We start from the raw sequence: 25,057 nt of genomic DNA, 5'->3' as shown, positions 1-25,057 counted from the left end.
CGCGCCCCATAGAACAAGGTTTAAACGTCTTTCTGCTGCTCCAGCGCCACCTGATAGAGCAGGTTCTTGCGCACCCCAGTGATCTCCGCCGCCAGCGCTGCCGCGCGTTTCAGCGGCATTTCCGCCAAGAGCAGATTCAACACGCGCATGGCTTTGGCACTGACAGCCTCCTCGCCTTCCGGCGCCTGCCAACCCGCGACCAGCACCACACATTCGCCGCGCTGCTGATTACTGTCGCCAGCCACCCAGGCGACCAACTCGGAGAGCGGCATACCCTTTAGCGTCTCGAAGGTCTTGGTCAGTTCGCGCGCCAGCAGCGCCGGACGCTGTTCACCAAACACCGCCTGCATATCCTGCAGGCACTCAAGAATGCGGTGCGGCGCCTCGTAGAAGATCAGCGTGCGCGGCTCTTCCTTTACCAGCTCAAGCCGAGCGCGCCGCCCTGCTGCCTTGGCGGGCAGAAATCCCTCGAAAATAAAGCGATCCGACGGCAAGCCAGCAGCCGACAGTGCCGCAATCAGCGCACACGCGCCCGGCACTGGAACCACTGCAATGCCAGCAGCACGCGCCTGACGAACCAGGTGATAGCCTGGGTCGGAAATCAGCGGCGTACCCGCGTCAGAGATCAACGCCACATCGTCGCCCGCCAGCAACCGCGCGAGAAAGCGCCCCCCTTGATCGCGCTCATTGTGCTCATGACAGGCAGCCAGCGGTGTACCGATGCCAAAGTGCTGCATCAGCCGCGCGGAATGACGGGTATCTTCTGCGGCGATCAGGGCCACGCTGCGCAGGATAGTCAGCGCGCGCGCACTGATGTCATCCAGGTTACCAATCGGCGTTGCCACCACATAAAGACTGCCTAAAGGCGAATTCGCAGCAGCGGAAGTGGTCACAGCACAGGCCTCTCAAAATCAGCAAAGCGCGCATTGTAGCCCGTTTCCAACCTTCAACATCGCGTCACCCGGCGGGCTTGGGTACAATTCGACGCTCAATTTGATCAAGTATCAGGAACGCTTACATGATCGCCTGCCTGCGCCCACTCTCCATCCTCTGCCTTGCCGGCTTGCTCGCCGCCTGCGCCAGCCAGCCCTCATCGACCCTGGGCGAGCTGCCACGCACACCGCAAGCCAGCATCGAACAACTGCTGCAGCAAGCGGCCGAAAGCCCCGCAGAGCAAGCCGCGGCCCTGCGCTTGTCGGCGGCAGACCTGGCCTATAAACAGAAGGATTTGGCCCGCGCCAGCAGCATTCTGGAGCAAGTACAACTGGAAAGCCTGAAACCGGCCCAGCAGATATACGCCAGCACCCTGCACGCTGAACTGGACATGAGCCACAGCAAACCCAAGGCCGCCCTGCGCGCCCTCAGCCACCCGAGCATGGAACGTCTCGGCGAGCTGCCTATTGAACAGCAGGTACGCAGCCAACTGGTACGTGCCAACGCCCTGCAAGCCACCGGACAGACCCTGGCCGCCGCTCGCGAACGCGCCTATATCGCCCCATTACTCAATGGTGCCAATGCCACCGACAACCAGGAAGCCATCTGGGCACAGGTTTCCAGCCTGCCACAACGCGAATTACAAGCCAGCGGCGACGCTGACCTCGACGGCTGGCTGGAGCTGGCCCGCGCATCCAAGAGCGCCGGCACGCTGGAACAGCAGCAACGCGCTATCGATGCCTGGGTTGCAGCCAACCCGCAACACCCTGCCGCACAACAACTGCCGCAGGCGCTGGTCGAGCTGAAAAAGCTGTCCAGTCAACCACTGACCGAGATCGCCCTGCTACTACCACAAGATGGCCAACTGGCCAGCGTGGCTCGCGCCCTGCGCGACGGTTTCCTGGCCGCGCACTACCAGGCGCAGCAAGCCGGACAGAACCCTCCGAATATTCAGATTTTCGATAGTTCACGCATCGGCTCGATGGACGCCTTCTACACCCAAGCCCAGGCCGCCGGCGTGCAACTGGTGATCGGCCCTCTGGAAAAGAACCTGGTCAGCCAGCTGAGCAGCCGCGAACAGCTACCCATCACAACCCTGGCCCTGAACTACAGCGAAGGCAGCCAGGAAGGCCCGGCGCAACTGTTCCAGTTCGGCCTCGCCGCCGAAGATGAGGCCCGCGAGGCCGCTCGCCGCGCCTGGGCCGACGGCATGCGCCGCGCCGTAGCGCTGGTACCCAACGGTGAATGGGGTGATCGCGTACTCGCGGCCTTCCGCCAGAGCTGGCAAGCCCAGGGCGGTACCCTGATTGCAGCAGAACATGTTGATCAGCCCGTAGAACTGGCCCGACAGATCGCCGACCTGTTCCAGCTGCGCGAAAGCGAAACGCGCAGCAAGCGCCTGCGAAACACCCTAGGCACCTCGGTAGCCGCCGCGCCGTCGCGCCGTCGCGATGTCGACTTCATCTTCCTCGCCGCCACGCCACAACAGGCCCAACAGATCAAGCCAACCCTGGCCTTCCAATACGCCGGCGATGTACCGGTATATGCCACTTCACACCTGTTTACCGGCACCTACAACCAGGCACAGTACATCGACCTCAACGGCATCATGTTCTGTGAAACCCCTTGGCTGCTGAACGTCAACGACCCACTGCGCCAGCAAGCCAGCACGCAATGGCCACAGGCCGGTGGCAGCCTCGGCCGTCTGTATGCCATGGGCGCCGACGCCTACCAGCTGGCACCACGCCTGAACCAACTCAAAGCCTTGCCCGAGACTCGCCTGCAGGGCCTGTCCGGCAACCTGAGCCTGAACCCGAGCCAGCGCATCGAGCGCCAGCTGCCTTGGGCCGAGTTCCGTGATGGCCAGGTACAACCGCTGCCCGACAGTATCAATTGAGCGAGCGCATTAGCACGCAACAACGCGGAGACGCTGCCGAAGCCCAGGCACGGCAGCATCTCGAACAACACGGCCTGCGCCTGCTGGCACAGAACTGGCGCTGCCGTCTCGGCGAGCTCGATCTGGTCATGCTCGACGCCGATACAGTAGTATTCGTAGAAGTTCGCTATCGGCGCCATAGCGCCTGGGGCGGCGCAGCAGAGAGCGTGGATGCACGCAAACGTGAGAAACTCAGCCGCGCCGCTCAGCACTTCCTGCAACAAGAATCACGCTGGGCCAAGTACCCATGCCGTTTTGATGTGATTGCCATAAACGCCGACAGCCAAGCCCCCGCGCAACTGGACTGGATTCAAAACGCCTTTGATACCTGAACAGAAGCCACACTGAAGGTTATATCTCCAATGGACATGCAAGCCCGTATTCGCCACCTGTTCCAAGCCAGTATTGAAACCAAGCAGCAGGCCATGGAAGTGCTCATCCCCTTTATCGAGCAAGGCAGCCAGGCCATGGTTCAGGCACTGCTCAGCGAGGGCAAGATCCTCTCCTGCGGCAACGGCGGCTCAGCCGGCGATGCCCAGCACTTTTCTTCCGAGCTGCTCAACCGCTTCGAGCGCGAGCGCCCGAGCCTGCCGGCCATCGCCTTGACCACTGACAGCTCGACCATCACCTCGATCGCCAACGATTACAGCTACAACGAGGTGTTCTCCAAGCAAATTCGCGCCCTCGGCCAACCGGGCGACGTGCTGCTGGCGATTTCCACCAGCGGCAATTCAGCCAACGTGATTCAAGCCATCCAGGCCGCTCACGACCGTGAGATGACCGTGGTCGCCCTCACCGGCCGCGATGGCGGCGGCATGGCTTCACTATTGCTGCCGGAAGACGTGGAGATCCGCGTACCCTCGAAAGTCACCGCACGCATTCAGGAAGTTCACCTGCTGGCCATCCACTGCCTGTGCGACCTGATCGACAGCCAACTGTTTGGGAGTGAAGAATGACCCGCTCACCGCTGATCCTTGCCGCCCTTGCCTTGACACTCACCCTGGCCGGCTGCGGCAACCGCAGCGTCGGCAACAAGATCGACGACCAGTTCATCCCCTCGGAAGTCAGCTCCAGTGTTGCCCGCGCGCATATCGACCTGAGCAGCCCGACGTCACACATCGTCGTCACCAGCTACAACGGCGTCGTCCTGCTGGCCGGCCAGACACCACGCAACGAGCTCAAGAGCATGGCCGAACAGGCCGCCCGCCGCGTCAACAACGTAAAGAAGGTGCACAACGAACTGCAGGTTCTGCAGCCCACTTCGCTGCTGGTGCGCAGCAATGACTCGCTACTGACCAGCCGCATCAAGACTCAGATGCTCGCCGACAGCACCGTGCCAGGCTCGCGCATCAAGGTGGTCACCGAGAACGGCATCGTCTATATGCTCGGCCTGGTGTCGCGCGCCGAAGCCACTCACGCCACCAACCTGGTGCAAAGCGTGTCTGGCGTACAGAAAATAGTGAAGCTGTTTCAGTACACCAACTGACAACTTCAACAAACCGCCCGTGCGGCGACCATAAAAAAGGCGATCTTCGGATCGCCTTTTTTATATTTACTTGACTACTTTCAGACTGGGCCTGCCACTGGGGCGTGGCGGCTCATCATCCGGAGGGCTCTGCTCATCGGGCTCTTCGATCTCATCACCATCCAGCATCGGCGACTCCGCATCAAACACCATGCCCTGACCGTTCTCCCGCGCATAGATCGCCAGCACGGCAGCCGCAGGGATATACAGGCTTTGCGGCACCCCGGCAAAGCGCCCCTCGAAGCTCACCGCCTCGTTATCCATATGCAGATGACGCACGGCAGTCGGCGAGACATTCAGGACAATCTGCCCATCACTGGCAAAACCGGCAGGCACCTGCACGCCGGTAAACTCGGCATTGACCAGCAGGTGCGGGGTGCAGTCGCTGTCCACGATCCACTCATAGAGGGCACGAACCAGATAAGGACGACTCGACTTCATCACTACCTCCTCGGGTTAACGCATATCACGTTCGACAGGCGACAGACTGGCCTGGAACGCTTCACGAGCAAACTGGCGCTCCATATAGTCCAGCAACGGCTTAGCCGGCTTTGGCAACTCTATCCCCAGAATCGGCAAACGCCAAAGAATCGGCAACAGGCAACAATCCACCAGGCTCAATTCCTCACTGAGGAAGTACGCCTTGTCAGCAAATAGCGGCGATACGCCTGTCAGGCTCTCGCGCAGCTCTTTGCGCGCCAGGGCACGGGCCGGCTCTTTGCTGCGCGGATCAAGAATCAGGTCCACCTGCGCGCACCAGTCACGCTGGATGCGATGAATCAGCAAACGGCTGTTGGCGCGGGCTACCGGGTATACCGGCAGCAATGGCGGATGTGGGTAGCGCTCATCCAGGTATTCCATCACCACGGTCGACTCATACAGAGCCAAATCGCGATCCACCAGGGTCGGCAGACTGGCGTAGGGATTAACCTCCAGCAGCTTGGCCGGGTAACGGTCCTTTTCGACACTGATGATATCGGCGCTGACACCCTTCTCGGCGAGCACAATGCGTACGCGGTGGGAATAGTGGTCGGCGGGGTCGGAGTAACAGGCCAACCGATTGGTCACGCCCATGGCGGTCCTCCTCGCTTATAGAGTTATGTGAAGCAGAAAGACCTGCGCGCCCAAAGGGGCGCGCAGGTCAACAACGGAGATACAGCGGATTAATGCACGTCCTTCCAGTACTCGCGCTTGAGCAGATAGGCGAATACGAAGAAGAAGGCAAGATACAGCAGAACGTAGGTACCGATGCGCTGACTTTTCAACTTGACCGGGTTGGCCGAGTACGCAAGGAAGGTCACAAGGTTCTGGATCTTCTCGTCAAACTCTTCAGTGCTCAGCTGGCCGGTCTTCGGCTCAACAGTCAGCTGGTCACAGGCCTCGTGAGTGATCGGCGTACCGGTCAGTGGATCGAACAGCTTCTTGCCGTCTTCAACCACTTGCACCTGCTTGCAACCAATCACCTGCTTACCCTGCAGACCGACCAAAACGTTCGGCATGCCGACGTTCGGGAAGACCTTATTGTTGGCACCCAGCGGACGAGTTGGATCGTCATAGAAGGTACGCAGGTAGGTGTACAGCCAGTCATTACCACGCACACGCGCAACCAGGGTCAGGTCCGGCGGCGCAGCACCAAACCAGGCCTTTGCGTCAGCCGGCTTCATACCGATGTTCATGTGCTCGCCAATCTTCGCGCCAGTGAACACCAGATTCTCCAGCATGACTTCATGCGGAACGCCAATGTCATCAGCAACACGCTCATAGCGCTGGTATTGCGCCGAGTGGCAGCCCATGCAGTAGTTGGCGAACGTACGCGCGCCATCCTGCAGAGCCACTTTATCAGTCAGATCAATATCCACTTTATCCAGTGGGTAACCACTGCCAGCGCCCAAAGCCAGCGCCGGCATTGCAGCGATTACGAGTGCAGCAAATAGCTTCTTCATTAGCCAGTCACCCTTTCCGGAACCGGTTTGGTCTTCTCGTGTTTGGTATAGAACGGCATCAGGATGAAGTACGCGAAGTACAGGAAGGTACACACCTGCGACAGCAGCGTACGACCTGGGGTTGGCGACAATACGCCCAACACGCCAAGGATCACGAAGGACACGCAGAAAATCAGCAGCCAGATCTTGCTCATCCAGCCCTTGTAGCGCATCGACTTGACCGGGCTACGGTCCAGCCACGGCAGCACGAACAGCACCGCAATCGCCGCACCCATGGCAATTACACCCAGCAACTTGTCCGGCACCGCACGCAGAATCGCGTAGAACGGGGTGAAGTACCAAACCGGGGCAATGTGCTCAGGCGTCTTGAACGGGTTGGCCGCTTCGAAGTTCGGCTTCTCGAGGAAGTAACCACCCATTTCCGGGAAGAAGAAGATCACGAAACAGAAGATAAACAGGAACACCACGACACCGACGATATCTTTCACGGTGTAGTAAGGGTGGAAGGCGATGCCGTCGAGCGGAATGCCATTCTCGTCCTTATTCTTCTTGATATCGACGCCGTCCGGGTTGTTCGAACCGACTTCATGCAGCGCCAGGATGTGCAGCACTACCAGGCCCAGAATCACGATCGGCAGAGCCACTACATGCAGGGCGAAGAAGCGATTCAGGGTGATCCCAGAAATCAGGTAGTCACCACGGATCCACTGAGTCAGATCCGCACCGATCACCGGAATGGCACCGAACAGCGAAATGATCACCTGGGCGCCCCAGTAGGACATCTGCCCCCATGGCAGCAGGTAACCCATAAAGGCCTCTGCCATCAGCATCAGATAGATCAGCATGCCGAAGATCCACACCAGCTCACGCGGCTTCTGGTAAGAGCCGTAGAGCAGACCGCGGAACATGTGCAGGTAGACCACCACGAAGAACGCCGAAGCACCGGTGGAGTGCAGGTAGCGCAGGATCCAGCCGTATTCGACATCACGCATGATGTATTCGACCGAAGCAAACGCCTGCTCAGCCGATGGGGTGTAGCTCATGGTCAGCCAGACGCCGGTAACGATCTGATTGACCAATACCAGCAGTGCCAGGGAGCCGAAGAAGTAGAAGAAATTGAAGTTCTTTGGGGCGTAGTACTTGGACAGATGGTCTTCCCACATCTTGGTCGCGGGAAAGCGCGCATCGACCCATTCCATGAATTTACTCATCATGCTTGCTCCTGATCCACACCGATGATGATTACATCATCCGACTCGTATGTGTGCGGCGGCACCGGCAGGTTCAAGGGTGCAGGCTGAGCCTTGTACACACGACCTGCGAGGTCGTAGCGCGAACCGTGGCATGGGCAGAAATAGCCACCGACCCACTCAGCACCGAGGTCTGCAGGCGCCACTTCCGGACGGAAGGATGGCGCGCAACCCAGGTGGGTACACAGGCCTACCAGCAGCAGCACTTCCGGCTTGATCGAACGGGTTTTCGGATCGACATAACTCGGCTGCTCGGAGGACTTGGAGTCGAAGTCAGCAAGCTGACCTTCGATTTTCACCAGGTTACTGAGAATTTCCTCGGTACGGCGCACGATAAACACCGGCTGCCCCCGCCACTCGGCAACCATCTGCTGGCCAGGCTCGATCTTGCTGACGTTCACCTTTACAGGTGCTCCGGCAGCTTTAGCCTTGGCGCTTGGGAACCAGGACCCTACGAACGGGACCGCGGCACCCACCGCTCCTGCAGCGCCCACCACAGAGGTGGCCGCTACCAGAAAGCGACGCCGGCCTGCATTCACGCCGTCATTGCTCATTCAGTCGTCTCCCATCAGCTTTATGGCCTGTTGGTCAGGCCTATACTAGGTAAAAATCGAGTCGCGCAAAAAATTTGCCAAATGGTAAAGAAAAGCCCCTCTACTGACAAGGTAATTACCCTGACAGAGCGGACGCAACCCCTTACAAATCAGGGCATTCACGGATGCGGCATGATGCCGCAGAGCAAATAGGCGCCCATAAAAAACGCCCAGCTCCGAAAGGAAACTGGGCGTTTTTTTGTGAACGCTGGTAGCGAATTAACGCTTGGAGTACTGCGGACGCTTACGCGCTTTACGCAGACCAACCTTCTTACGCTCAACTTCACGGGCATCGCGAGTCACGAAGCCAGCTTTACGCAGTGCAGGACGCAGAGCTTCGTCATAGTCCATCAGGGCGCGAGTGATGCCGTGGCGGATTGCGCCAGCCTGACCACTTACACCGCCACCGATAACGGTAACGAAGATATCGAACTTCTCGGTCATCTCAACCAGTTCCAGCGGCTGACGAACTACCATGCGGGCAGTTTCACGACCGAAGAAACCGTCAAGAGAGCGGTTGTTGATGGAGATTTTTCCAGTGCCCGCACGCAGGAAAACGCGAGCGGTTGCAGTCTTGCGACGGCCAGTGCCGTAATTTTGAGTCGCCGACATAATGAACTATTCCGTTAAATCTTCAGTTCTTGGGGCTGCTGAGCAGTGTGCGGATGGGCAGCGCCCGCGTACACCTTCAGCTTACGGTACATGTCGCGACCCAGCGGATTCTTCGGCAGCATGCCTTTCACCGCAGTCTCGATCACACGCTCAGGAGCTTTAGCGATCAGCTTTTCGAAGTTGATCGACTTGATGCCGCCCGGGAAACCGGAGTGGGAGTAGTACATCTTGTCAGTGGTTTTGGCACCAGTAACGCGAATCTGCTCAGCGTTGATGATCACGATGTAGTCACCGGTATCGACGTGCGGAGTGTATTCAGGCTTGTGCTTGCCACGCAGACGGCTTGCAACTTCGGTAGCCAGACGACCCAGGGTCTGACCTGCAGCGTCGACGACAAACCAGTCGCGCTTAACTGTTTCCGGTTTAGCAGTAAAAGTTTTCATTCTTTATAGCCTCAGGGGCCGCCCTGATAAATAAGACGGCGGATCTTACTGAATAGTGCGTACTTTGACAAGGTCAAAGGCAGCCGAAAACAGGCGCTATCGGGGGCTCGGGTCAGCGCGTCCGTAATACGGCAAGATTCTTCGGCAGGCGGCGCATCACTTCCACTGCAGAAAGAGGTGCGCAATTATGCAGATTGCGCGGAAAATTTCAACACGATTATGCCAACCGGTTTTTAAGGAGCTTGCAATGGATTACCGCCAACTCGGCCGCACCGATCTCAAGGTCAGCAGTCTGTGCCTGGGCACCATGACCTGGGGCGAACAGAACAGCTCTAGCGAGGGCTTCGCCCAGATCGAACGCGCCAAGGCCTACGGGGTAAATTTCATCGATACCGCCGAGATGTACCCGGTACCGCCGCGCGCCGAGACCTACAGCAAGACCGAACAGATCATCGGTGACTACTTCAAACAGCGCGGTGATCGTGCTGACTGGGTGCTGGCCAGCAAGATTGCCGGCCCCGGCAATGGCGTCGGTTATATCCGCGACGGCCAGCTCAAACACAACCGCGCACATATCGTTGCAGCGCTGGATGCCAGCCTCAAACGCCTGCAGACCGACTGGATCGACCTCTACCAGCTGCACTGGCCGGAACGCCCAACGAATTACTTCGGCCAGCTCGGTTATCGCCACCAAGAAAGCGATTCCACGCCACTGGAAGAAACCCTGGAAGCCTTGGACGAGCAGGTCAAGGCCGGCAAGATTCGCCATATCGGCCTGTCCAATGAAACGCCCTGGGGCACCATGAAATTCCTGCAGCTGGCCGAACAACACGGCTGGCCGCGCAGCGTATCGATCCAGAACCCCTACAACCTGCTCAACCGCAGCTTCGAAGTGGGCCTGGCGGAAATCGCTATCCGCGAACAATGCGGCCTGCTGGCTTACTCGCCCCTGGCGTTTGGCATGCTCAGCGGCAAATACGGGAACGGCGCACGCCCGGCCGGGGCCCGCATCAGTCTGTTCAGCCGCTTCTCGCGTTACACCAACCCGGAGTCGGAAAACGCATGCGCACGCTATGTCGCGCTAGCGCGTGAACATGGCCTGGATCCGGCACAGATGGCCTTGGCCTTTGTTACTGCACAACCCTTTGTAACCAGCAACATCATCGGCGCGACCAGCCTGGAGCAACTGGACAGCAACCTGGCCAGCAGTGAACTGAAACTCTCTGCCGAGGTACTGGCTGGTATCGAGGCGATTCACAAAGCCCAGCCCAACCCAGCCCCCTAATCAGTGCGCGAGACATAAAAAGCCCGGCAATAGCCGGGCCTTTTTTATTCAGCGTCCGATCACAGCGAGCGGGCGATGATCTCTTTCATGATCTCGTTAGTGCCGGCGTAGATGCGCTGCACCCGCGCATCAGCCCAGGCACGGGCCACCGGGTACTCCCACATATAGCCGTAGCCACCGTGCAGCTGCACACACTCATCAAGCACCTTGCACTGCAGGTCTGTACCCCAGTACTTGAGCATGGCGGCGGTCGGCACATCTAGCTTCTTATTCAGGTGCAATTCCAGGCAGCGATCAACAAACACCCGACCCACCTGAATCTCTGTGGCCATCTCGGCCAATTTGAAGCGGGTATTCTGAAAGTCACCAATTGCCTTGCCGAATGCCTTGCGCTCGCGGGTGTACTCCAGGGTCCACTGCAGCGCCGCTTCCGCCGAGGACAGCGCACCGATACCAACGGTCAGACGCTCCTGCGGCAGCTCCTGCATTAGGTAGGCGAAGCCCATACCGGCCTGACCCAGCAGATTTTCCTTGGGCACGCGCACGTCCTGGAAGAACAGCTCGGAGGTGTCCTGAGCCTTCATACCTACTTTCTCCAGGCGCTTGCCCTTGGAGAAACCGGGGGTGTTGGCTTCAACCAAAAACAGGCTGGTGCCCTTAGCGCCGGCCTTCGGATCGGTCTTGGCCACCACGATCACCAGGTCGGCGAGAAAACCATTGGTGATAAAGGTCTTCGAGCCGTTGATCACATACTCGTCGCCATCCAGCACGGCAGTGGTTTTCACCCCCTGCAGATCGGAGCCGGCACCGGGCTCGGTCATGGCAATGGCGGTGACCATCTCGCCGGATACCAGCTTGGGCAGGTAATGCTGCTTCTGCGCTTCGCTGCCGTAATGCAGGATGTAGGGCGCGACGATGTCCGAATGCAGGGAGAAACCGATGCCGGTCAGACCAAGACGCCCAACCTCCTCGATCACCACGGTGCTGTAGAGAAAATCCGCGGCCATGCCACCGTACTCTTCCGGGATATGCGAGCAGAGCATCCCCGCCTCCCCCGCCTTGCTCCACAGCGCGCGATCGATGTGGCCATCCTTCTCCCACTGGTGGTGAAAGGGCACGGCTTCCTGCTCAAGAAACTTGCGCACGCTGTCGCGAAACTGTTCGTGTTCGGAGCTGAAAATCGTTCTTGGGATCATGGCAACACCTGCTTGAAGAGCGGTTTTAAAGTGGCCTCGACTTTAGCCAAGCAAACGCTTGGTCACACTGGACACAAGCGCCAAAAAATAAGACGATCCAGCCAGCTCATGACCACTTAGCCTTAATAAGAACACTATCTATGCCGAACCCGTCACCAGCGCCGCTGCACCGCGTCAGCATTCTTGCCACCGAGGGGGTGTTTGCCTCGACCCTGATGCAAGCCAAGGACTTCTTTCATATGGCCAGCCTGCGCTATGGCAAGCAGCAAGGCCTGGGCCTGACACCGACCTTCGAAATCCATCTGGTCAGCCCTGACGGCCAACCAGTGCGCAGCTTCAGTGATGTGCTGATTCCGGTCGACGGCGCACTGGAAGATGCCGACGTGATTATCCTGCCGGCCTTCTGGGACGACTTCGATGCGCTCTGCCAGCGCCACCCGCAGGTGCTCAGCTGGCTGAAACAGCGCCATGCCGCCGGCAGCGCGATCTGTGGCGAGGCCACCGGGGTGTTCTGGATGGCCCAGGCCGGCCTGCTCGATGGCAAGGAAGCGACCACCTACTGGCGCTTCTTCAACGAGTTCGCCGAGCGCTTCCCCAAGGTGCTGCTCAATCAGGAAAAGCACCTGTCGGATGCCGACAACCTGTACTGCGCAGGCGGTGTCACCTCGGCCTGCGACCTTTACATCTACCTGATCGAACGATTCTGCGGTGCCAGCGTGGCACAGGGCGTGGCCCGAGACATCCTTTATGAAGTGCAGCGCAACTACGCCCCCGGGCGCATTGGCTTTGGCGGGCAGAAACTGCACCACGACATGACCATCCTGCAAATCCAGCAATGGCTGGAGGACCATTTTGCCGACAAGTTCCGCTTCGAGGATGTGGCCCGCGAACACGGCATGAGCATCCGCAACTTTATGCGCCGTTTCCAGACGGCCACTGGCGATAAACCGCTGCACTACCTGCAGCGCCTGCGCATCGAAACCGCCAAGGGTCTGCTCAGCGCCACCCGCAAAAGCATCAAGACCATCAGCTATGAAGTGGGTTACGACGATGCCAGCTTCTTCGCGCGGCTGTTTCGTCAGCACACGGAACTGTCACCCAACCAGTACCGCCGGCAGTTCCAGCACAAGGACAGCCATGCTTAAGGTCGGCGCGAGCACGTACCCGGCGTACTGAAAACCCGCGCAACTCATCCTTGGATGGGTGGGGCGCGGGCGGCAGCACTTTATGATCGACGCATACTTACAACAATCAGGTCATCGCCATGCGCCGCACACTTATTGCCTTACTTGCCGCCTGCAGCTTCAGCGCTGTCGCCGCCGACAACTGGAAGCCCTTCCCCTACGACCAAAGCGCCTATGACTATTCGGGCGACAAGCTGCGCCAAGCCTGGCCGCAACTGACGCGCGGCTTTGGTACTGACTACCCCTTCCCCGACGCCGACTGGGTTGTGACCATGGCCACAACCCACCCTCAGGCACTGGAAAAGACCGTGCTGGCCAATACCGGCTTTACCGGCAAACCGGAAGAAGCCGAGCTCTACGCCGCAAAACTGCAGGACGTCTGGCGCCTGGTGTTTCGCGGCGACTTTGCCGAAGCCAAGCAACAGGGTCTGGCCCTCGGGGTTGGCGGGCAGATCCCAGCAATGTTCGCGCAGGTAATCTACGCCATGTTTCTAGTGCCAGAGCAGGAAGAGAAGCACCGCCTGCTGGAAGAAGTAATCACCTACACCGACCAGGCCGGCGAGCTGGTCCAGGCCGACGTGGCCGCACAGTTCGGCCGCGTCTATGCCAAGGCCCGCCTGGGCGAGGAACTGTCAGTGCCGGTGGTACTCAAGCGCGGCTACACCTCGCAGATCCCCAACGAACTCAAGGCCCTGCTGGCCAAGCATCCGCGGCAGCCGTTCGCCCTGGCCCTGTATGGCGGCTATGAGGCCGGGGTAATTCGCAAGGTAGGCAAGATGGTCGGACGCATGACCTATGGCGTCAGCGCCGACAATATGGAGAAGTACTTCAGCCGCAGCTTCCAGGCCCAGGACGATCTGCCCATCGGCCATTACGAATACGCCAACGCCCTGACCTACGTGTACGGCGACGACGAACAAGCCAAGGCCCTGCAACACCTCAAGCGCGCCGTAGCAATCAAACCGATCAATGCCATGGAAGCATTGGAAGTAGCTCACGCGCAGAAAATGCTCGCCCAGTACGAGCAGAAGCTGGCGCAGAACTGAGTACGCCTGAAACGCAAAAAGGCTGCCTGCGGGCAGCCTTTTTATTGCAGCTGGCGTCTGCTAACTGAATGCGTGAGCGCGGATTTTCTGCAACGCCAGCGACATCTTCGCCGCCGGTACCCGCTGCAGGTTGCACAGCAGCTCGTGGGTAATCTCGGCAATGCCGTGCCGTTCACGCAGCAGCGCCGTCATAAAGCAAGTCAGATTAGCCGCCATCTCCGCATCGGCCAGCGCCCGGTGCGCCTTGCCTGTATCGGGCAGGCCAAGCCACTGGTTGAGATTGCCCAGCTTGTGGCTGGGCGCCATAGGCAACAGACGTCGCGACAACAGCAAGGAACAGGCAAACGGCTGCACGCGCTGGCGACGAATCAGCGCCAGTTCGGCATCCCAGAACTTCTGGTCGAAACTGGCGTTATGCGCCAACAGCGGGCGCTCGCCGACAAACTCCGCCACCTCCTGCATCACCTGCGCAGCAGGCGGCGCGGTACGCAGCATGGCGTTACTGATGCCAGTGAGCTGTTCGATAAACGGCGGCACCCAGGCGCCGCTATTCATCAGGCTCTGATAGCGCGCAACGATCTGCCCGCCCTCAACGATCACCACGCCGATCTCGGTGGCGCGCGCCTGCTGGGCCGGCGACATGCCGGTGGTTTCAAAGTCGAGTACGGCGATGGAATCGGCAAGCATTGATCAGTTTCTCAGCAGCAGGCTGCCTTCAATCGGCACGTAGCGGCTGGCCGCGCGCACCAGCGATTGCGCGGTCAGCCCTGGCACGCCATAGGCCACCGCCTCGACACCATAACTGCCACGAATCTTGTCCAGCAGCAGGTCGAAGTCACCATCACCAGAGGCCAGCACCACCTCATCCACTCGTGGCGCAGCGTCCATGATGTCGATGGTGATACCGACATCCCAATCACCCTTGGCCGAACCGTCGCTGCGCTGGATAAAGGGTTTGAGTTTTACGGTAAACCCGAGGTTGCGCAGGATCTGCTGAAACTGCTGCTGCTTCTGGTCACCGCGGTCGATGGCGTAGGCATAGGCTTCGACAATCTGTCCATACTGGCTGATATCGGCCCACAGCGCGGCATAGTTGAAATGACAACCATAGGCCTGACGCACGGTGTAATAGAGGTTCTGTACATCGGCGAATACGGCGATCTTCTTCACCGGTAATCCTCATCATGCGGCTGACGGGCAGAAAGCCCTCAGGTTAAAGTCAGCGCGCAGTATGCCAGCCCATAGCCAAGGACGGTCGAAATGCATCCAAACCCTGCCAATACGCGAGAAACCCCAGCACTGCTGATTATCGATATGCAGCAAGGCATCCAGCGCGTCAGCACGCCGCGCAACAACCCTGGCGCCGAAGCCTGCATCGCTCAGCTACTGGAATACTGGCGCAGTGCGGGCCTGCCGCTGGTGCATATCCGCCATATTTCACGCCAGGCCGACTCGGTGTTTGCCCCAGGGCAACGTGGCGCGTTATTCCAACCGGAACTGGCGCCACAGGCTACCGAGCAGGTGTTCGAGAAGAACGTGACCGACGCTTTTATCCATAGTGGCCTTGAACGCTGGTTACATGCTCGCAACATTCGCCGTGTGGTGATCGTCGGGGTGGCCAGTGAAAACTCAGTTGAAGCCACCGCGCGCAGTGCCAGCAATCTGGGCTATATCACCCAAGTGGTGGCAGATGCCTGCTACACCTTCGACAAGACTGACTACTACGGACAGCTACGCAGCGCCGATGAGGTGCACGCCATGGCCATGGCGAACTTGCGTGATGAGTATGCCGAGGTGCTAACCAGCACCGATCTGCTTGCCGCATTACTGGGTGCGGCAAGCAGGATCAGCTAGAGTGCGAGCCTGAATTCGAGTCCAACCTGCCCCTATGAATATGCTCTCCGCTTTACGCGACTCCTGGTATTTCTTCAGTCATAACCTGGCGGCGATTGCCCGCCTGTGCCTACCGTTGATCGTGCTCGAAGGTTTGTTGCTGCAGCAGGTCACCAGCCTGGTGGCTGCCGAATCCGCCACTCTCTGGCGCCTGCTCGCCGGTTTGCTGTTCTACCCGTTATATAGCGCAGCGCTGATCCTGTTTCTCGATGCACGCAGCCAGGGCCTGCAGCCGCGAGCCCTCGACCTGCTGGCTGCCAGCCTGCGCCTGTGGCCAAGTTTTGCGCTGCTGGCGGGCCTCACTACGTTGGCGATTCTGCTCGGCGCTTCGCTGTTCGTGCTGCCGGGAATCTGGCTGATGGTCAAACTGGCGTTTGCCGAATATCTGTTGGTATTGCGCGGCCTGAGCCCGATGAAGGCGCTGCACGATAGCTTCCAACTGAGTAACGGTTACTTCTGGCCCATGCTCGGCTGCATCCTGATTGTCATGCTGCCGCTGTGGTTGCTGGATGGCTGGAGTCAGTCCAACGCAATCCTCGCCGACAACGCCCTGGCCAGCCTGCTGCTGGACTGCGCAAGCCGCTTTTTACAACTATTCTCAAGCGTAGTGCTGTTTCGTCTATTTATGCTGCGCAGCGCCCAGCCCGAAGTCGAGTGAACGCCAGCGACACCCAAGGAGGACAGAGCCATGGCTGATGCCAACCCGAGCATCCTTTCGCACATCTCCATCGGCACCAACCAATTCGACAAGGCCACCGCCTTCTACGATCAGGTTCTCGCCACCCTCGGCTGCAAGCGCGTACTCGACCACCCTGGTGCCGTCGCCTATGGCCGCGAATACCCGGAGTTCTGGGTGCAGACGCCGATAAACGGCAAACCAGCAAGCATCGGCAATGGCAGCCACTTTGGCTTTGTCGCGGCGAACAAGGCCGCCGTGCATGACTTCTACCAGGCCGCCCTGGAAGCTGGCGCCAGCGATGAAGGCGCCCCCGGCCCACGCGCTGAATACGGTGAGCCCTATTACGGCTGCTTTGTCCGTGACCTCGACGGACACAAGATCGAGGCGGCGTTCTGGGATCTGGAAATGATCTACGAGGTGTATATCGAGTCCCACGAGCATTGATGGCTGAGGCCGGTAAAGCTCAAGGCGCGATGGACTGATAACGCTGCGCCGCTTTGGTGATCCAGCCTTCGGCCTGCATCTGCGCCAAGGCCTCGGTCACCTGCCGATACTCTGCCTGCAAGGCGCGCTGGCGAGAGAAACCGATATACAAATCCGTGCGCGCCTCGGGTTGAAACACCGCCTTGACGATACGGCCATTCCAGCGCGCATCGCGCAACTCATAGTCGACCTGGCAATCGGTGCCGATCACCGCTTGCAGACGCCCGCGCACCAGCATTTCCAGCAGCTGGTTTTCTGTGTTGACCGCGGTTTTACGCAGCTGCTGATCCGAATCAAAGGGCTCGAAGTACGCGGACTCCAGCACATGACCAATCGTCAGACTGGCCAACTGGCTATAGCTCTGCAGCGCCTTGGCCTGCGCCGGCAATGCATAAAAGCGCGGCGCACAGGCGTAGTACGGCTGCGGCAGGTAATGGATATAGCCTTCCCGCTCAGGGGTTTTCGCCAGCCCGGTCATCAAGTCGGCCTTGCCGTTCTGCAGCGCCGCCAGACCGCGCGCCCAAGGTGCGCGCTGCACCTCGAAGCGCAGCCCGGTGCGCTGGCTGAGCTGATCAAGCAAGTCGATATCCAACCCGCTCAGCGCCCCATCGCCCTCCTGTATACGAAAAGGCGGCCAGATATCGGTCATCACCAACAGCGCAGGCGGCTCCTCGGCCTGCAGCGGCGCGCCGAACAACAGCAGCAGAGCAAGCCATGCGCGACGCATCAGGAACGTCCTGCACGCTGCGGCTTCAAGCCGGACAGACGCGGCAACAGCACCCGTTCGAACAGCCGTGGGAAGAATCGCGCCAGCACCCGCGCGCGCCAGTCGACATTGGACAGCACCAGCAGCCGACGACGCTTCAAGGCACCGTGGTAGATCGCCTCGGCAACATCCTGCGGCGAGGCCACTTTGCCCATCGCCAGTGGTGGTTGCGCCGCCACCGAACCATCGCCAACCAGGGCATTCTTGCGCAGATCGGTGGCGGTAAAGCCAGGACACACCAGCATCACATTGACCCCGGAGCCTTTAAGCTCATAACGCAGGGTTTCAAACAACCCATGCAGGGCATGCTTGCTGGAGTTGTATGCGCTGCGGTAAAGCAGCGGGGCGAAGCCTGACAGCGAGCTGAGCACGATGATCTGCCCACTGCGGGCAATCAGGCTGGGCAGTGCGGCCTTGGTGCAGTGCAGCGCGCCAAAATAGTTGACCGCCATGATCCGCTGGAACACTGCCAGCTCAGTGTCGGCAAAGCTGCTGCGGTGGGTAATGCCGGCGTTGTTGACCAACACATCAATGCCACCGAAACGCTCGACGGTCAGCGCCATCGCCCGCTCCACCGCTGTGGCATCGGCCACATCGCAGAGCACGCCGAGGGCCTCGGCGTTGTGGTGATCGGCCAGGTGCTGCACCAGGCTGTCGAGCGCCTGCTGCTGCAGATCGAAGATCACCAGGCGCGCGCCCGCCTGCGCCAAACGCATGGCCAACGCCCGGCCGATTCCGGCGCAGCCGCCCGTAATCACCACAACCTTGCGGTCGAACACCTTGTTGGCGAACACCTTGCGATACATAACCTGTCTCCGACCCAGTTACTGCTAAAGCCGTTACTACAACCTGTTATGGCTACCATCGCAACAGGGCGGCGTCTGCGTGTGTTTGCAGCCACAGAAGTACAGGGTGGCGTCCTCGTCCGCGTGGTATTTCAGTGGGGTAAAACCGCTGCCTTTATGCTTGCCGTCGCAGAAAGGCTGCGCAGCGCTCAGTCCGCAGCGGCACCAGAAGTAGTCGTTGCCGGCAGTGACCGCAACCGCATAGGGGCTACGCTGGGCAATCGTTGGGCTATTCATATGACCTCCTGGAGCACCCGAGCAAGGCGCCGCAACATCGGCATCGCCACGCTTCTCCGGTATGCTCCCTCAGCATAGTCCACCCGCTGGCGAGCCTGTTTATGCCCCTGCCCCGACTTCTACGCCTCTCCCTGCTCATCCTCGCCAGCCTGCTCTGCGTGCTGGCCGCGCTGATCTACAGCCTGACCTGGCACCCAGCCGCCCGGGAAGCCGCCCCGGTGAGTTGCCAGACCAATGCGCCGCAACTGCAACCGGGTCAGGCACTGAAAGTGATGACCTGGAACATCCAATACCTGGCCGGCAAGCGCTATGTCTTCTGGTACGACCTGGCAGACGGCAGCGGCCCCGATCAACGCCCCAGCGCAGAAGACCTGGCGTTTACCCTGGATGAAGTGGCGCGCATTCTGCGTGACGAACAACCCGATATCGTGCTGCTGCAGGAGTTGCACAACGGCGCCAAGGCCACGGACTACCAGAACCAGCTGGCGCTGCTGCACGAGCGTCTGAGCGACCTCTACCCGTGCAGCAGTCAGGCCTATTACTGGAAGGCCGCATTGGTGCCGCACCCACAGATTCTCGGCAGCGTCGGCATGCAACTGGGCACCCTCAGCCGTTTTCAGATATCCCGCGCCGAACGCCTGCAACTGCCGCTGATGCCCGCCGACCCGATCAGCCGCCAGTTCAACCTCAAGCGTGCCCTGCTGGTCAGCCATCTGCCGGTACGTGGTGGCGGCGAGCTGGTTGCCATCAACACCCACCTGGATGCCTTCGCCCAAGGCAATGACACCATGCAACGCCAGGTGGCCATGACCAGCAGCCTGCTCGATCAGCTCCAGGCCGACGGCACGCCCTGGGTTATTGGCGGTGACTTCAATCTGCTACCGCCCGGCCAGTACCAGCGCCTGCCTGCAGGCCAGCGCAGCTGGTACAGCCCCAACAGCGAGTTGCAGCAACTGGCCGAACGCTACCCCATGGTGCCCAGTCTGGAGCAGGCCAACGGTGCCGAACAGGCGCGCTGGTATACCCATTACCCCAACGATCCAGCAGTGCGTGGCCCGGATCGCACCCTCGACTACCTGTTCCACAGCCCACAGCTGACGCTACTCGACAGCCAGGTACGCCAGCACGATAGCCTGGGCATTTCCGACCACCTGCCGGTGCTCGCCCGTCTGCTGCTGCCGATGCCCGATTAAGCTTTTTCGGCGAGCCACTGGACAAAACTGCCGGCAGTTAGCCATGCTCGCCAAATGTGACATTTTTATAACGAAAAGACGGCAGATAGCCGCAGTACATACCCATTTGATGCCACGACTCCTTCTCCTCGCGCTGGCTGCAGCCCTGTACTGCAGCACCAGCCTCGCCGCTCCCGCCGATGATCAGCGACCATTGGTGCAGGTGGGTTATTACGAATTCCCACCCTATTCCTACACCGACAGCCAAGGCCGCTCGAAGGGCGCCATACTGCAACTGAGCAAGCGCCTGCTGGATCATGCGGGCTACCGCGCCCAGCTGCGCTCCTACCCTAGCGCGCGACTGTACAACGCCCTGCAGGATGGCAGCGTGCAGGTCTGGCCAGGCGCACCGGGCAAAATCGAACTGCGCGAGCACACCCTGGAGACCAATACCCTGCTGGGCGAGATCGTGCTCAACCTGTATTTCCGCCGCGACACCCTGATGCCTCGCCTGCCGGATGATCTCAAGGGCCGTGGGGTAATCATGATCAGCGGCTACACCTACTGGCAGCCGATCAATGAAATGCTCAACGACCCGCAACTGGCTGTAGAGCAACACCGTACCGGCACCCATACCGCTGCCCTGGAAATGCTCCAGCGTCGCCGCGGCGATTTTCTCCTCGACTACCAGACCCCGGTGGAGCAGGCACGCAGACGCCTGGGCATGTACGAACTGCCGTATGTGGAGCTGCAGCGCATCCCACTGAAGCTGATCGTGTCCAGTAAAGCACCCGGCGCCGAAGCACTGCGCGATGCACTGGATCGTGCCTATGCCGAGCTGCAGGCTGCTGGCGAAGACCTGCGCCTGCCCTGAGGCCTACTTGCGCGGTTTGGCCCGCGCGGTGGGTTCGGCGATCAGCGGATCATCCGGCCAGTAGTGCTTCGGATAGCGCCCCTTGAGGTCCTTCTTCACTTCGGCATAGGTGCTGCGCCAGAAATTGGCCAAATCCTGCGTCACCTGCACCGGGCGCCGAGCGGGTGACAGCAGGTGCAGCTTGACCACCTGACGACCGCCGGCAATGCGCGGCGTATCGGCCAGACCGAACAGCTCCTGCAGACGCACCGCCAACACCGGCGGCTGTTCGCTGTAATCCAGGCTGACGCGTGAACCCGATGGCACCTGCACGCTACGCGGCGCCAGCTCATCCAGGCGCTGCGGCAGCGGCCAGGGCAACAGGTTCAGCAGCAGGCTGGGCAAATCCAGATTGGCGAAGTGACTGAGCCGGGTGACGTTATCCAGGTAGGGCTGCAGCCAGCTTTCCAGAGTCGCCAGCAAGGCGGCATCGCTGACATCCGGCCATTCGCTGGCGTCCTTGCTGGCCAGATCCAGCGTGCGCAGCAACGCCACCCGCGCCTGCCACTGGCGTAACTCCGGCGTCCAGGGCAACAGCGCCAGGCCCTTGCGCCGTACCAGGCCGAGCATGGCGCGGCTGCGTTGCTGTGCATCGAGCCCGATCAACGCCTCGCGTGACAGCACCAGCTCACCGACCTTGCGCTGGCGTTCGGCGCGCAGGGCGCCTTCGCGCTCATCCCAATCCAGCACCTCCAGTGTGCTGAGCTGCTCGGCCAGCACACCCTCGAACAGCTGCGGTTCCAGTTCGGCGGCCAGATAGATGCGCTCTTCGCGCTGGCCCTGGCGACTGCCCAAGTCTGCCACCACCAGCCAGCGGTGTTTCATCAGACCATCGACCTCGGCAAACAGCGCCGCCCGTCCGTTGGCCAGGCGGTATTCCGCGCCGCCGTCACGCCGCTGCTGGGCGATCCGGTCCGGGTAGGCAAACGCCAGCAAGGCGCCCAGCCAGCGCGGATGTTCGGGATCACTGACGGCCTGCGGGCTGGGTCGGCGCTTGAGATAACCCTGAAACTGCCGGGCCAGTTGCCGGGCACGTTGTACCCCGCCCTGGCTGCCGCGCGCGCCGCGTGACTCACCCGCCAGCAGGGCCAACCGGCTGTGCAGATCAGCCCCCGCGCCACGCAGAATGTCGCGTTCGCCGAGCAAGGCTGCCAGATCGCAAGCGAGTGCACCCAAGCCCAGCTCCTGACCACGCAGCAGCAGGTGGGCGATACGCGGATGAGTCGGCAGTTCGGCCATGGCCTGACCGTGAGCGGTCAGTTTGCCCAGCGCATCCACCGCGCCCAATCGCACCAACAGTTCCAAAGCCTGGGCATAGGTGGATGCAGGTGGCGGATCGAGCCAGACCAGCTCGGCCGGCTGCACACCCCAGCGCACCAGTTGCAAGGCCAGGCCGGCGAGGTCGGCCTGGAGCATTTCCGCCGTGCCGTAGGCCGCCAACTGCTCATGCTGCGCCTGCGACCACAGCCGATAGCAGACGCCCGGTTGCAAGCGCCCGGCGCGGCCGCTGCGCTGAGTGGCCGAGGCGCGAGAAATACGCTGAGTATCCAGGCGGGTCATTCCACTGTTCGGGTCAAAGCGCGGCACCCGTGCCAGACCGGCATCGATCACCACCCGCACGCCCTCGATGGTCAGGCTGGTTTCGGCAATATTGGTCGCCAGCACCACCTTGCGCAGGCCCGCTGGAGCGGGCTCGATGGCGGCGCGCTGGGCGCTGAGGTCCAGTTCGCCATGCAGCGGGCAGAGTAGAATGTCGCGACGCCCGGCCAGGGATTCGGCCAGCTGCTCATTGACCCGGCGAATCTCCGCCTGCCCCGGTAGGAACACCAGCAGGCTGCCCGGCTCATCGGCCAGCGCCTGTAACACACACTGCAGCACCTTGGGTTCAAGCCACTCGCCCGCCTGCCAGGGCGCGCCCCAGCGGATATCCACCGGGAACATGCGTCCTTCGCTGCGCAGAACCGGGGCATTTCCGAGCAACCCCGCCAGGCGCTCGCCTTCCAGGGTCGCCGACATCAGCAACACCTTCAGTGGCTGTTCGCCGGAGTCGGCGCTGCGAAACATCGTCCGGCCATTGAGAGTCAACGCCAGCGCCAGGTCAGCGTCCAAACTCCGTTCGTGGAACTCATCGAAGATCACCAGGCCGACACCTTCCAATGCCGGATCATCCTGCAGCCGCCGCGCCAGAATGCCTTCGGTGACCACTTCGATACGGGTACGCGGACCGACCTTGCTATCCAGGCGGATGCGATAACCGACGGTTTCCCCCACCGCCTCGCCCAGCTCGCTGGCCAGGCGCTCCGCCGCCGCCCGCGCCGCCAGCCGCCGCGGCTCAAGCATGATGATGGTCTGCCCGGCCAGCCAGGGCTGGGTCAGCAGCGCCAGCGGCACACGGGTGGTCTTGCCGGCACCGGGCGGCGCTTCCAGCACCGCTTCGTCACGCAGGGCAAGGGCCTGACACAGCTCAGGCAGCAGCACATCGATTGGCAGGGAATTCATGCGGGCTCCATTCAAGGCGCAGGATTATAACGGCGAACCGCTGGGCCATTGGCGCTGTCTGACCTGTCAGATATGGCTACGCGAAATAGCACTGGCAGCGCCTGAACAGCGGTATTGCAATACAGGCATTGGTATAGTTGCGCCACTTTTCCATGGAGATGTTCAATGCGCACCCAAACCCGCGTTATCGGTGGCCTTCTCGTCGCCACCCTACTCACCCAACTGAGCGCATGCGGCACCCTGTTCTTTCCGGATCGCCGCGGCCAGATCGAAGGCCGTATCGACCCAGTGGTCGCCGGGCTCAACGCCATCGGTATTCTGTTTTATGTAATCCCGGGGCTGATCGCCTTTGGTATCGACTTCGCCAGTGGTGCGATCTATCTGCCCGGCGGCCTGACCTCACAGGTGGATCCGCAAGACCTGCAGAATGTGGTGGATGCCGACGGCAAGGTCGACCCGCTCAAGCTCAAGGCGCTGATCGAAGTACAGACGGGCCATAGCCTGCCTCTGGATGACCCGCGCCTGATCCAGCACAGCGGCAGCGCCGAGCAACTCGCGGCCTACGGCCTGCGTCCGGCAGCCTGACCCGCAACGAAGAAGCCCGCTACCCCAGCGGGCTTTTTCATATTTCGCGCTAGCCTTGGCAATATCGACGTTCTTAATTCGGATACCCCGTGAAAACACTGCCCCACCACGCCCGCCTGATGCGCCTGGCGACCTTCGCCGCGTTGTCGGCTGCGCTCATTCTGGCATTGGCTAAAGCGATTGCCTGGTGGCTCAGCGGCTCGGTCAGCCTGCTGGCGGGGCTGACGGATTCGCTGCTCGATGGCGCCGCCTCACTGCTCAACCTGATTGCCGTGCACTACGCCCTGCGCCCAGCCGATGAGGATCACCGCTACGGCCATGGTAAGGCCGAGGCCCTGGCTGGCCTTGGCCAGGCGCTGTTTATCGGCGCCAGCGCCGTGCTGGTGGGTAGCCACGCGATTGATCGCCTGCTCAATCCGCAACCGCTTGGCGCACCGGCCCTGGGCATCGCGGTGATGCTGCTGTCGCTGGCGGTGACCATTGCCCTGCTGCTGTTCCAGAGCCATGTGGTCAAGCTGACCGGCTCCACCGCAATTCGCGCCGACTCGCTGCACTATCGCTCGGACCTGCTGCTCAACAGCAGCATCCTCCTGGCGTTGCTGCTGGCCAGTTACGGTTGGCCGCAACTGGATGCCATCTTCGGTATCGGCATTGCGCTGTATATCTTCTGGAGCGCCATCAGCATTGTCCGCGAAGCAGCGACCGTGCTGATGGATCAGGAGCTCGACCCGCAGATCAGCGCGCAGATGCACAGCCTGGCCTGCGCAGTGCCCGGCGTACTGGGCGTGCATGACTTGCGCACGCGCCTCTCTGGCACCCACTGGTTCGTCCAGCTGCATGTGGAGTTGCCAAGTGAGCTGAGCCTGTTGCATGCGCACGGCCTGTGCGAGCAGGTTGAAGCGGCGATCCGCAGCGAGTTCCCCCGTGCCGAAGTACTGGTGCATGCCGACCCGAGCAGCGTGGTAAAGCACGCGCGCTAGCGGGTAAGGAGCATCGCGACGAAGCCCAACGAGGCATGCCATGAGCGGCCGGGCTTAGC

At 60.8% G+C, this 25,057-nt stretch carries 29 protein-coding genes; 14 read left to right on the top strand and 15 right to left on the bottom strand.

Annotation, left to right across the window (positions count from 1 at the left end):
• Positions 1 to 20: 20 nt before the first annotated feature.
• Complete coding sequence (gene rsmI / locus ACIN8IBEIGE_RS02305) at positions 21 to 893, bottom strand: 16S rRNA (cytidine(1402)-2'-O)-methyltransferase (protein ID WP_160013231.1); 873 nt, start codon at positions 891 to 893, stop codon at positions 21 to 23.
• Positions 894 to 1,018: 125 nt separating this feature from the next.
• On the opposite strand from rsmI, the gene ACIN8IBEIGE_RS02300 reads away from it, so the two are divergent.
• From ACIN8IBEIGE_RS02300 to ACIN8IBEIGE_RS02285, 4 genes are read left to right on the top strand one after another with little or no spacing between them, the layout of a single operon-like run.
• Complete coding sequence (locus tag ACIN8IBEIGE_RS02300; protein WP_160013230.1) at positions 1,019 to 2,830, top strand: penicillin-binding protein activator; 1,812 nt, start codon at positions 1,019 to 1,021, stop codon at positions 2,828 to 2,830.
• Positions 2,827 to 3,201 carry a YraN family protein gene (locus ACIN8IBEIGE_RS02295; protein ID WP_178124318.1) on the top strand — a complete coding sequence of 125 codons (375 nt, stop codon included), beginning with the start codon at positions 2,827 to 2,829 and terminating at the stop codon, positions 3,199 to 3,201. The genes ACIN8IBEIGE_RS02300 and ACIN8IBEIGE_RS02295 overlap by 4 nt, the downstream gene beginning before the upstream one ends.
• A gap of 30 nt (positions 3,202 to 3,231) precedes the next feature.
• Complete coding sequence (locus ACIN8IBEIGE_RS02290) at positions 3,232 to 3,825, top strand: phosphoheptose isomerase (protein WP_090249136.1); 594 nt, start codon at positions 3,232 to 3,234, stop codon at positions 3,823 to 3,825.
• Positions 3,822 to 4,355, top strand: coding sequence for a BON domain-containing protein (locus ACIN8IBEIGE_RS02285; RefSeq protein ID WP_160013229.1), 534 nt, complete (start codon positions 3,822 to 3,824; stop codon positions 4,353 to 4,355). Before ACIN8IBEIGE_RS02290 ends, ACIN8IBEIGE_RS02285 begins: the two co-directional genes overlap by 4 nt.
• Positions 4,356 to 4,421: 66 nt before the next feature.
• On the opposite strand, the gene ACIN8IBEIGE_RS02280 is transcribed toward ACIN8IBEIGE_RS02285, so the two are convergent.
• The 7 genes from ACIN8IBEIGE_RS02280 to rplM form a co-directional block, all read right to left on the bottom strand.
• A complete protein-coding gene (locus ACIN8IBEIGE_RS02280; RefSeq protein WP_160013228.1) occupies positions 4,422 to 4,835 on the bottom strand; it encodes a ClpXP protease specificity-enhancing factor in 414 nt (137 codons plus the stop codon).
• Positions 4,836 to 4,850: 15 nt separating this feature from the next.
• Complete coding sequence (locus ACIN8IBEIGE_RS02275; RefSeq protein ID WP_160013227.1) at positions 4,851 to 5,468, bottom strand: glutathione S-transferase N-terminal domain-containing protein; 618 nt, start codon at positions 5,466 to 5,468, stop codon at positions 4,851 to 4,853.
• Positions 5,469 to 5,557: 89 nt separating this feature from the next.
• Positions 5,558 to 6,337: a cytochrome c1 gene (locus ACIN8IBEIGE_RS02270; RefSeq protein WP_160013226.1), complete on the bottom strand. Its 780-nt coding sequence runs from the start codon at positions 6,335 to 6,337 to the stop codon at positions 5,558 to 5,560.
• Positions 6,337 to 7,548, bottom strand: coding sequence for a cytochrome bc complex cytochrome b subunit (locus ACIN8IBEIGE_RS02265; protein WP_160016285.1), 1,212 nt, complete (start codon positions 7,546 to 7,548; stop codon positions 6,337 to 6,339). Before ACIN8IBEIGE_RS02265 ends, ACIN8IBEIGE_RS02270 begins: the two co-directional genes overlap by 1 nt.
• Positions 7,548 to 8,141 carry a ubiquinol-cytochrome c reductase iron-sulfur subunit gene (gene petA, locus ACIN8IBEIGE_RS02260; RefSeq protein WP_090382265.1) on the bottom strand — a complete coding sequence of 198 codons (594 nt, stop codon included), beginning with the start codon at positions 8,139 to 8,141 and terminating at the stop codon, positions 7,548 to 7,550. The genes ACIN8IBEIGE_RS02265 and petA overlap by 1 nt, the downstream gene beginning before the upstream one ends.
• A 258-nt stretch (positions 8,142 to 8,399) precedes the next feature.
• On the bottom strand, positions 8,400 to 8,792 hold the full coding sequence (gene rpsI, locus ACIN8IBEIGE_RS02255) for a 30S ribosomal protein S9 (RefSeq protein WP_090382259.1): 393 nt from the start codon (positions 8,790 to 8,792) through the stop codon (positions 8,400 to 8,402).
• Between the two features lie 14 nt (positions 8,793 to 8,806).
• Positions 8,807 to 9,235 (bottom strand): 50S ribosomal protein L13, encoded by a 429-nt coding sequence (rplM, locus tag ACIN8IBEIGE_RS02250; RefSeq protein ID WP_090382254.1) that lies wholly within the window; start codon positions 9,233 to 9,235, stop codon positions 8,807 to 8,809.
• 247 nt (positions 9,236 to 9,482) lie between these two features.
• On the opposite strand from rplM, the gene ACIN8IBEIGE_RS02245 reads away from it, so the two are divergent.
• Positions 9,483 to 10,520 carry an NADP(H)-dependent aldo-keto reductase gene (locus ACIN8IBEIGE_RS02245; protein WP_160013225.1) on the top strand — a complete coding sequence of 346 codons (1,038 nt, stop codon included), beginning with the start codon at positions 9,483 to 9,485 and terminating at the stop codon, positions 10,518 to 10,520.
• Positions 10,521 to 10,579: 59 nt separating this feature from the next.
• Here ACIN8IBEIGE_RS02245 and ACIN8IBEIGE_RS02240 read toward each other — a convergent pair whose 3' ends face one another.
• The gene (locus ACIN8IBEIGE_RS02240) at positions 10,580 to 11,716 is read right to left on the bottom strand and encodes an acyl-CoA dehydrogenase family protein (RefSeq protein ID WP_160013224.1); all 1,137 of its coding nucleotides are present in this window, start codon (positions 11,714 to 11,716) and stop codon (positions 10,580 to 10,582) included.
• Between the two features lie 239 nt (positions 11,717 to 11,955).
• Between ACIN8IBEIGE_RS02240 and ACIN8IBEIGE_RS02235 the strand changes: the two genes are divergently transcribed.
• Together ACIN8IBEIGE_RS02235 and ACIN8IBEIGE_RS02230 are read left to right on the top strand one after the other, a co-directional pair.
• Entirely contained in the window at positions 11,956 to 12,861 is a 906-nt protein-coding gene (locus tag ACIN8IBEIGE_RS02235) for a GlxA family transcriptional regulator (RefSeq protein WP_178124382.1), read from the top strand.
• Between the two features lie 119 nt (positions 12,862 to 12,980).
• Positions 12,981 to 13,946 (top strand): hypothetical protein, encoded by a 966-nt coding sequence (locus ACIN8IBEIGE_RS02230; protein WP_090382012.1) that lies wholly within the window; start codon positions 12,981 to 12,983, stop codon positions 13,944 to 13,946.
• A gap of 60 nt (positions 13,947 to 14,006) precedes the next feature.
• On the opposite strand, the gene ACIN8IBEIGE_RS02225 is transcribed toward ACIN8IBEIGE_RS02230, so the two are convergent.
• Together ACIN8IBEIGE_RS02225 and ACIN8IBEIGE_RS02220 are read right to left on the bottom strand one after the other, a co-directional pair.
• Complete coding sequence (locus ACIN8IBEIGE_RS02225; protein ID WP_160013222.1) at positions 14,007 to 14,633, bottom strand: PolC-type DNA polymerase III; 627 nt, start codon at positions 14,631 to 14,633, stop codon at positions 14,007 to 14,009.
• A gap of 3 nt (positions 14,634 to 14,636) precedes the next feature.
• On the bottom strand, positions 14,637 to 15,116 hold the full coding sequence (locus ACIN8IBEIGE_RS02220; RefSeq protein WP_160013221.1) for an NYN domain-containing protein: 480 nt from the start codon (positions 15,114 to 15,116) through the stop codon (positions 14,637 to 14,639).
• A gap of 90 nt (positions 15,117 to 15,206) precedes the next feature.
• On the opposite strand from ACIN8IBEIGE_RS02220, the gene ACIN8IBEIGE_RS02215 reads away from it, so the two are divergent.
• From ACIN8IBEIGE_RS02215 to ACIN8IBEIGE_RS02205, 3 genes are read left to right on the top strand one after another with little or no spacing between them, the layout of a single operon-like run.
• A complete protein-coding gene (locus tag ACIN8IBEIGE_RS02215) occupies positions 15,207 to 15,800 on the top strand; it encodes a cysteine hydrolase family protein (protein ID WP_160013220.1) in 594 nt (197 codons plus the stop codon).
• 34 nt (positions 15,801 to 15,834) lie between these two features.
• The gene (locus ACIN8IBEIGE_RS02210; protein ID WP_160013219.1) at positions 15,835 to 16,497 is read left to right on the top strand and encodes a YciC family protein; all 663 of its coding nucleotides are present in this window, start codon (positions 15,835 to 15,837) and stop codon (positions 16,495 to 16,497) included.
• Between the two features lie 30 nt (positions 16,498 to 16,527).
• Positions 16,528 to 16,962, top strand: coding sequence for a VOC family protein (locus tag ACIN8IBEIGE_RS02205; protein ID WP_160013218.1), 435 nt, complete (start codon positions 16,528 to 16,530; stop codon positions 16,960 to 16,962).
• Positions 16,963 to 16,981: 19 nt separating this feature from the next.
• On the opposite strand, the gene ACIN8IBEIGE_RS02200 is transcribed toward ACIN8IBEIGE_RS02205, so the two are convergent.
• From ACIN8IBEIGE_RS02200 to ACIN8IBEIGE_RS02190, 3 genes are read right to left on the bottom strand one after another with little or no spacing between them, the layout of a single operon-like run.
• Complete coding sequence (locus ACIN8IBEIGE_RS02200; RefSeq protein WP_160013217.1) at positions 16,982 to 17,728, bottom strand: ABC transporter substrate-binding protein; 747 nt, start codon at positions 17,726 to 17,728, stop codon at positions 16,982 to 16,984.
• Positions 17,728 to 18,573 carry an SDR family oxidoreductase gene (locus tag ACIN8IBEIGE_RS02195; RefSeq protein ID WP_160013216.1) on the bottom strand — a complete coding sequence of 282 codons (846 nt, stop codon included), beginning with the start codon at positions 18,571 to 18,573 and terminating at the stop codon, positions 17,728 to 17,730. The genes ACIN8IBEIGE_RS02200 and ACIN8IBEIGE_RS02195 overlap by 1 nt, the downstream gene beginning before the upstream one ends.
• A 36-nt stretch (positions 18,574 to 18,609) precedes the next feature.
• The gene (locus tag ACIN8IBEIGE_RS02190) at positions 18,610 to 18,849 is read right to left on the bottom strand and encodes a CDGSH iron-sulfur domain-containing protein (protein ID WP_090381968.1); all 240 of its coding nucleotides are present in this window, start codon (positions 18,847 to 18,849) and stop codon (positions 18,610 to 18,612) included.
• A gap of 101 nt (positions 18,850 to 18,950) precedes the next feature.
• On the opposite strand from ACIN8IBEIGE_RS02190, the gene ACIN8IBEIGE_RS02185 reads away from it, so the two are divergent.
• Together ACIN8IBEIGE_RS02185 and ACIN8IBEIGE_RS02180 are read left to right on the top strand one after the other, a co-directional pair.
• Positions 18,951 to 20,042, top strand: a complete 1,092-nt coding sequence (locus ACIN8IBEIGE_RS02185) for an endonuclease/exonuclease/phosphatase family protein (protein WP_160013215.1) — start codon at positions 18,951 to 18,953, stop codon at positions 20,040 to 20,042.
• A gap of 109 nt (positions 20,043 to 20,151) precedes the next feature.
• Complete coding sequence (locus ACIN8IBEIGE_RS02180; RefSeq protein ID WP_160013214.1) at positions 20,152 to 20,895, top strand: ABC transporter substrate-binding protein; 744 nt, start codon at positions 20,152 to 20,154, stop codon at positions 20,893 to 20,895.
• Positions 20,896 to 20,898: 3 nt separating this feature from the next.
• On the opposite strand, the gene hrpB is transcribed toward ACIN8IBEIGE_RS02180, so the two are convergent.
• Positions 20,899 to 23,433 carry an ATP-dependent helicase HrpB gene (hrpB, locus tag ACIN8IBEIGE_RS02175; protein ID WP_160013213.1) on the bottom strand — a complete coding sequence of 845 codons (2,535 nt, stop codon included), beginning with the start codon at positions 23,431 to 23,433 and terminating at the stop codon, positions 20,899 to 20,901.
• A 165-nt stretch (positions 23,434 to 23,598) separates the two neighbouring features.
• Between hrpB and ACIN8IBEIGE_RS02170 the strand changes: the two genes are divergently transcribed.
• Positions 23,599 to 24,018, top strand: coding sequence for a polyribonucleotide nucleotidyltransferase (locus tag ACIN8IBEIGE_RS02170; protein WP_160013212.1), 420 nt, complete (start codon positions 23,599 to 23,601; stop codon positions 24,016 to 24,018).
• A gap of 119 nt (positions 24,019 to 24,137) precedes the next feature.
• Positions 24,138 to 24,998, top strand: coding sequence for a cation diffusion facilitator family transporter (locus ACIN8IBEIGE_RS02165; protein WP_160016284.1), 861 nt, complete (start codon positions 24,138 to 24,140; stop codon positions 24,996 to 24,998).
• Positions 24,999 to 25,057 lie beyond the last annotated feature (59 nt).

This window comes from Pseudomonas sp. 8BK, from assembly GCF_902506475.1.
Classification (GTDB): domain Bacteria; phylum Pseudomonadota; class Gammaproteobacteria; order Pseudomonadales; family Pseudomonadaceae; genus Aquipseudomonas; species Aquipseudomonas anguilliseptica.
Note: the sequence above shows the minus strand (reverse complement) of the source record. Positions and strands in the feature narration are given on the sequence as shown.

Excerpts from the sequence above, each read along its gene's own strand:
- ACIN8IBEIGE_RS02280 (WP_160013228.1), bottom strand. The coding sequence starts at position 4,835 with ATGAAGTCGAGTCGTCCTTATCTGGTTCGTGCCCTCTATGAGTGGATC.
- ACIN8IBEIGE_RS02180 (WP_160013214.1), top strand. The coding sequence starts at position 20,152 with ATGCCACGACTCCTTCTCCTCGCGCTGGCTGCAGCCCTGTACTGCAGC.
- ACIN8IBEIGE_RS02225 (WP_160013222.1), bottom strand. The coding sequence starts at position 14,633 with ATGCTTGCCGATTCCATCGCCGTACTCGACTTTGAAACCACCGGCATG.
- ACIN8IBEIGE_RS02185 (WP_160013215.1), top strand. The coding sequence starts at position 18,951 with ATGCCCCTGCCCCGACTTCTACGCCTCTCCCTGCTCATCCTCGCCAGC.
- ACIN8IBEIGE_RS02300 (WP_160013230.1), top strand. The coding sequence starts at position 1,019 with ATGATCGCCTGCCTGCGCCCACTCTCCATCCTCTGCCTTGCCGGCTTG.
- ACIN8IBEIGE_RS02165 (WP_160016284.1), top strand. The coding sequence starts at position 24,138 with ATGCGCCTGGCGACCTTCGCCGCGTTGTCGGCTGCGCTCATTCTGGCA.
- ACIN8IBEIGE_RS02195 (WP_160013216.1), bottom strand. The coding sequence starts at position 18,573 with ATGTATCGCAAGGTGTTCGCCAACAAGGTGTTCGACCGCAAGGTTGTG.
- ACIN8IBEIGE_RS02215 (WP_160013220.1), top strand. The coding sequence starts at position 15,207 with ATGCATCCAAACCCTGCCAATACGCGAGAAACCCCAGCACTGCTGATT.
- rpsI (WP_090382259.1), bottom strand. The coding sequence starts at position 8,792 with ATGTCGGCGACTCAAAATTACGGCACTGGCCGTCGCAAGACTGCAACC.
- ACIN8IBEIGE_RS02270 (WP_160013226.1), bottom strand. The coding sequence starts at position 6,337 with ATGAAGAAGCTATTTGCTGCACTCGTAATCGCTGCAATGCCGGCGCTG.
- ACIN8IBEIGE_RS02290 (WP_090249136.1), top strand. The coding sequence starts at position 3,232 with ATGGACATGCAAGCCCGTATTCGCCACCTGTTCCAAGCCAGTATTGAA.
- ACIN8IBEIGE_RS02275 (WP_160013227.1), bottom strand. The coding sequence starts at position 5,468 with ATGGGCGTGACCAATCGGTTGGCCTGTTACTCCGACCCCGCCGACCAC.
- ACIN8IBEIGE_RS02170 (WP_160013212.1), top strand. The coding sequence starts at position 23,599 with ATGCGCACCCAAACCCGCGTTATCGGTGGCCTTCTCGTCGCCACCCTA.
- rplM (WP_090382254.1), bottom strand. The coding sequence starts at position 9,235 with ATGAAAACTTTTACTGCTAAACCGGAAACAGTTAAGCGCGACTGGTTT.
- ACIN8IBEIGE_RS02205 (WP_160013218.1), top strand. The coding sequence starts at position 16,528 with ATGGCTGATGCCAACCCGAGCATCCTTTCGCACATCTCCATCGGCACC.
- ACIN8IBEIGE_RS02240 (WP_160013224.1), bottom strand. The coding sequence starts at position 11,716 with ATGATCCCAAGAACGATTTTCAGCTCCGAACACGAACAGTTTCGCGAC.
- ACIN8IBEIGE_RS02230 (WP_090382012.1), top strand. The coding sequence starts at position 12,981 with ATGCGCCGCACACTTATTGCCTTACTTGCCGCCTGCAGCTTCAGCGCT.
- ACIN8IBEIGE_RS02235 (WP_178124382.1), top strand. The coding sequence starts at position 11,956 with ATGGCCAGCCTGCGCTATGGCAAGCAGCAAGGCCTGGGCCTGACACCG.
- petA (WP_090382265.1), bottom strand. The coding sequence starts at position 8,141 with ATGAGCAATGACGGCGTGAATGCAGGCCGGCGTCGCTTTCTGGTAGCG.
- ACIN8IBEIGE_RS02285 (WP_160013229.1), top strand. The coding sequence starts at position 3,822 with ATGACCCGCTCACCGCTGATCCTTGCCGCCCTTGCCTTGACACTCACC.
- ACIN8IBEIGE_RS02245 (WP_160013225.1), top strand. The coding sequence starts at position 9,483 with ATGGATTACCGCCAACTCGGCCGCACCGATCTCAAGGTCAGCAGTCTG.
- ACIN8IBEIGE_RS02190 (WP_090381968.1), bottom strand. The coding sequence starts at position 18,849 with ATGAATAGCCCAACGATTGCCCAGCGTAGCCCCTATGCGGTTGCGGTC.
- ACIN8IBEIGE_RS02200 (WP_160013217.1), bottom strand. The coding sequence starts at position 17,728 with ATGCGTCGCGCATGGCTTGCTCTGCTGCTGTTGTTCGGCGCGCCGCTG.
- ACIN8IBEIGE_RS02210 (WP_160013219.1), top strand. The coding sequence starts at position 15,835 with ATGAATATGCTCTCCGCTTTACGCGACTCCTGGTATTTCTTCAGTCAT.
- ACIN8IBEIGE_RS02265 (WP_160016285.1), bottom strand. The coding sequence starts at position 7,548 with ATGAGTAAATTCATGGAATGGGTCGATGCGCGCTTTCCCGCGACCAAG.
- hrpB (WP_160013213.1), bottom strand. The coding sequence starts at position 23,433 with ATGAATTCCCTGCCAATCGATGTGCTGCTGCCTGAGCTGTGTCAGGCC.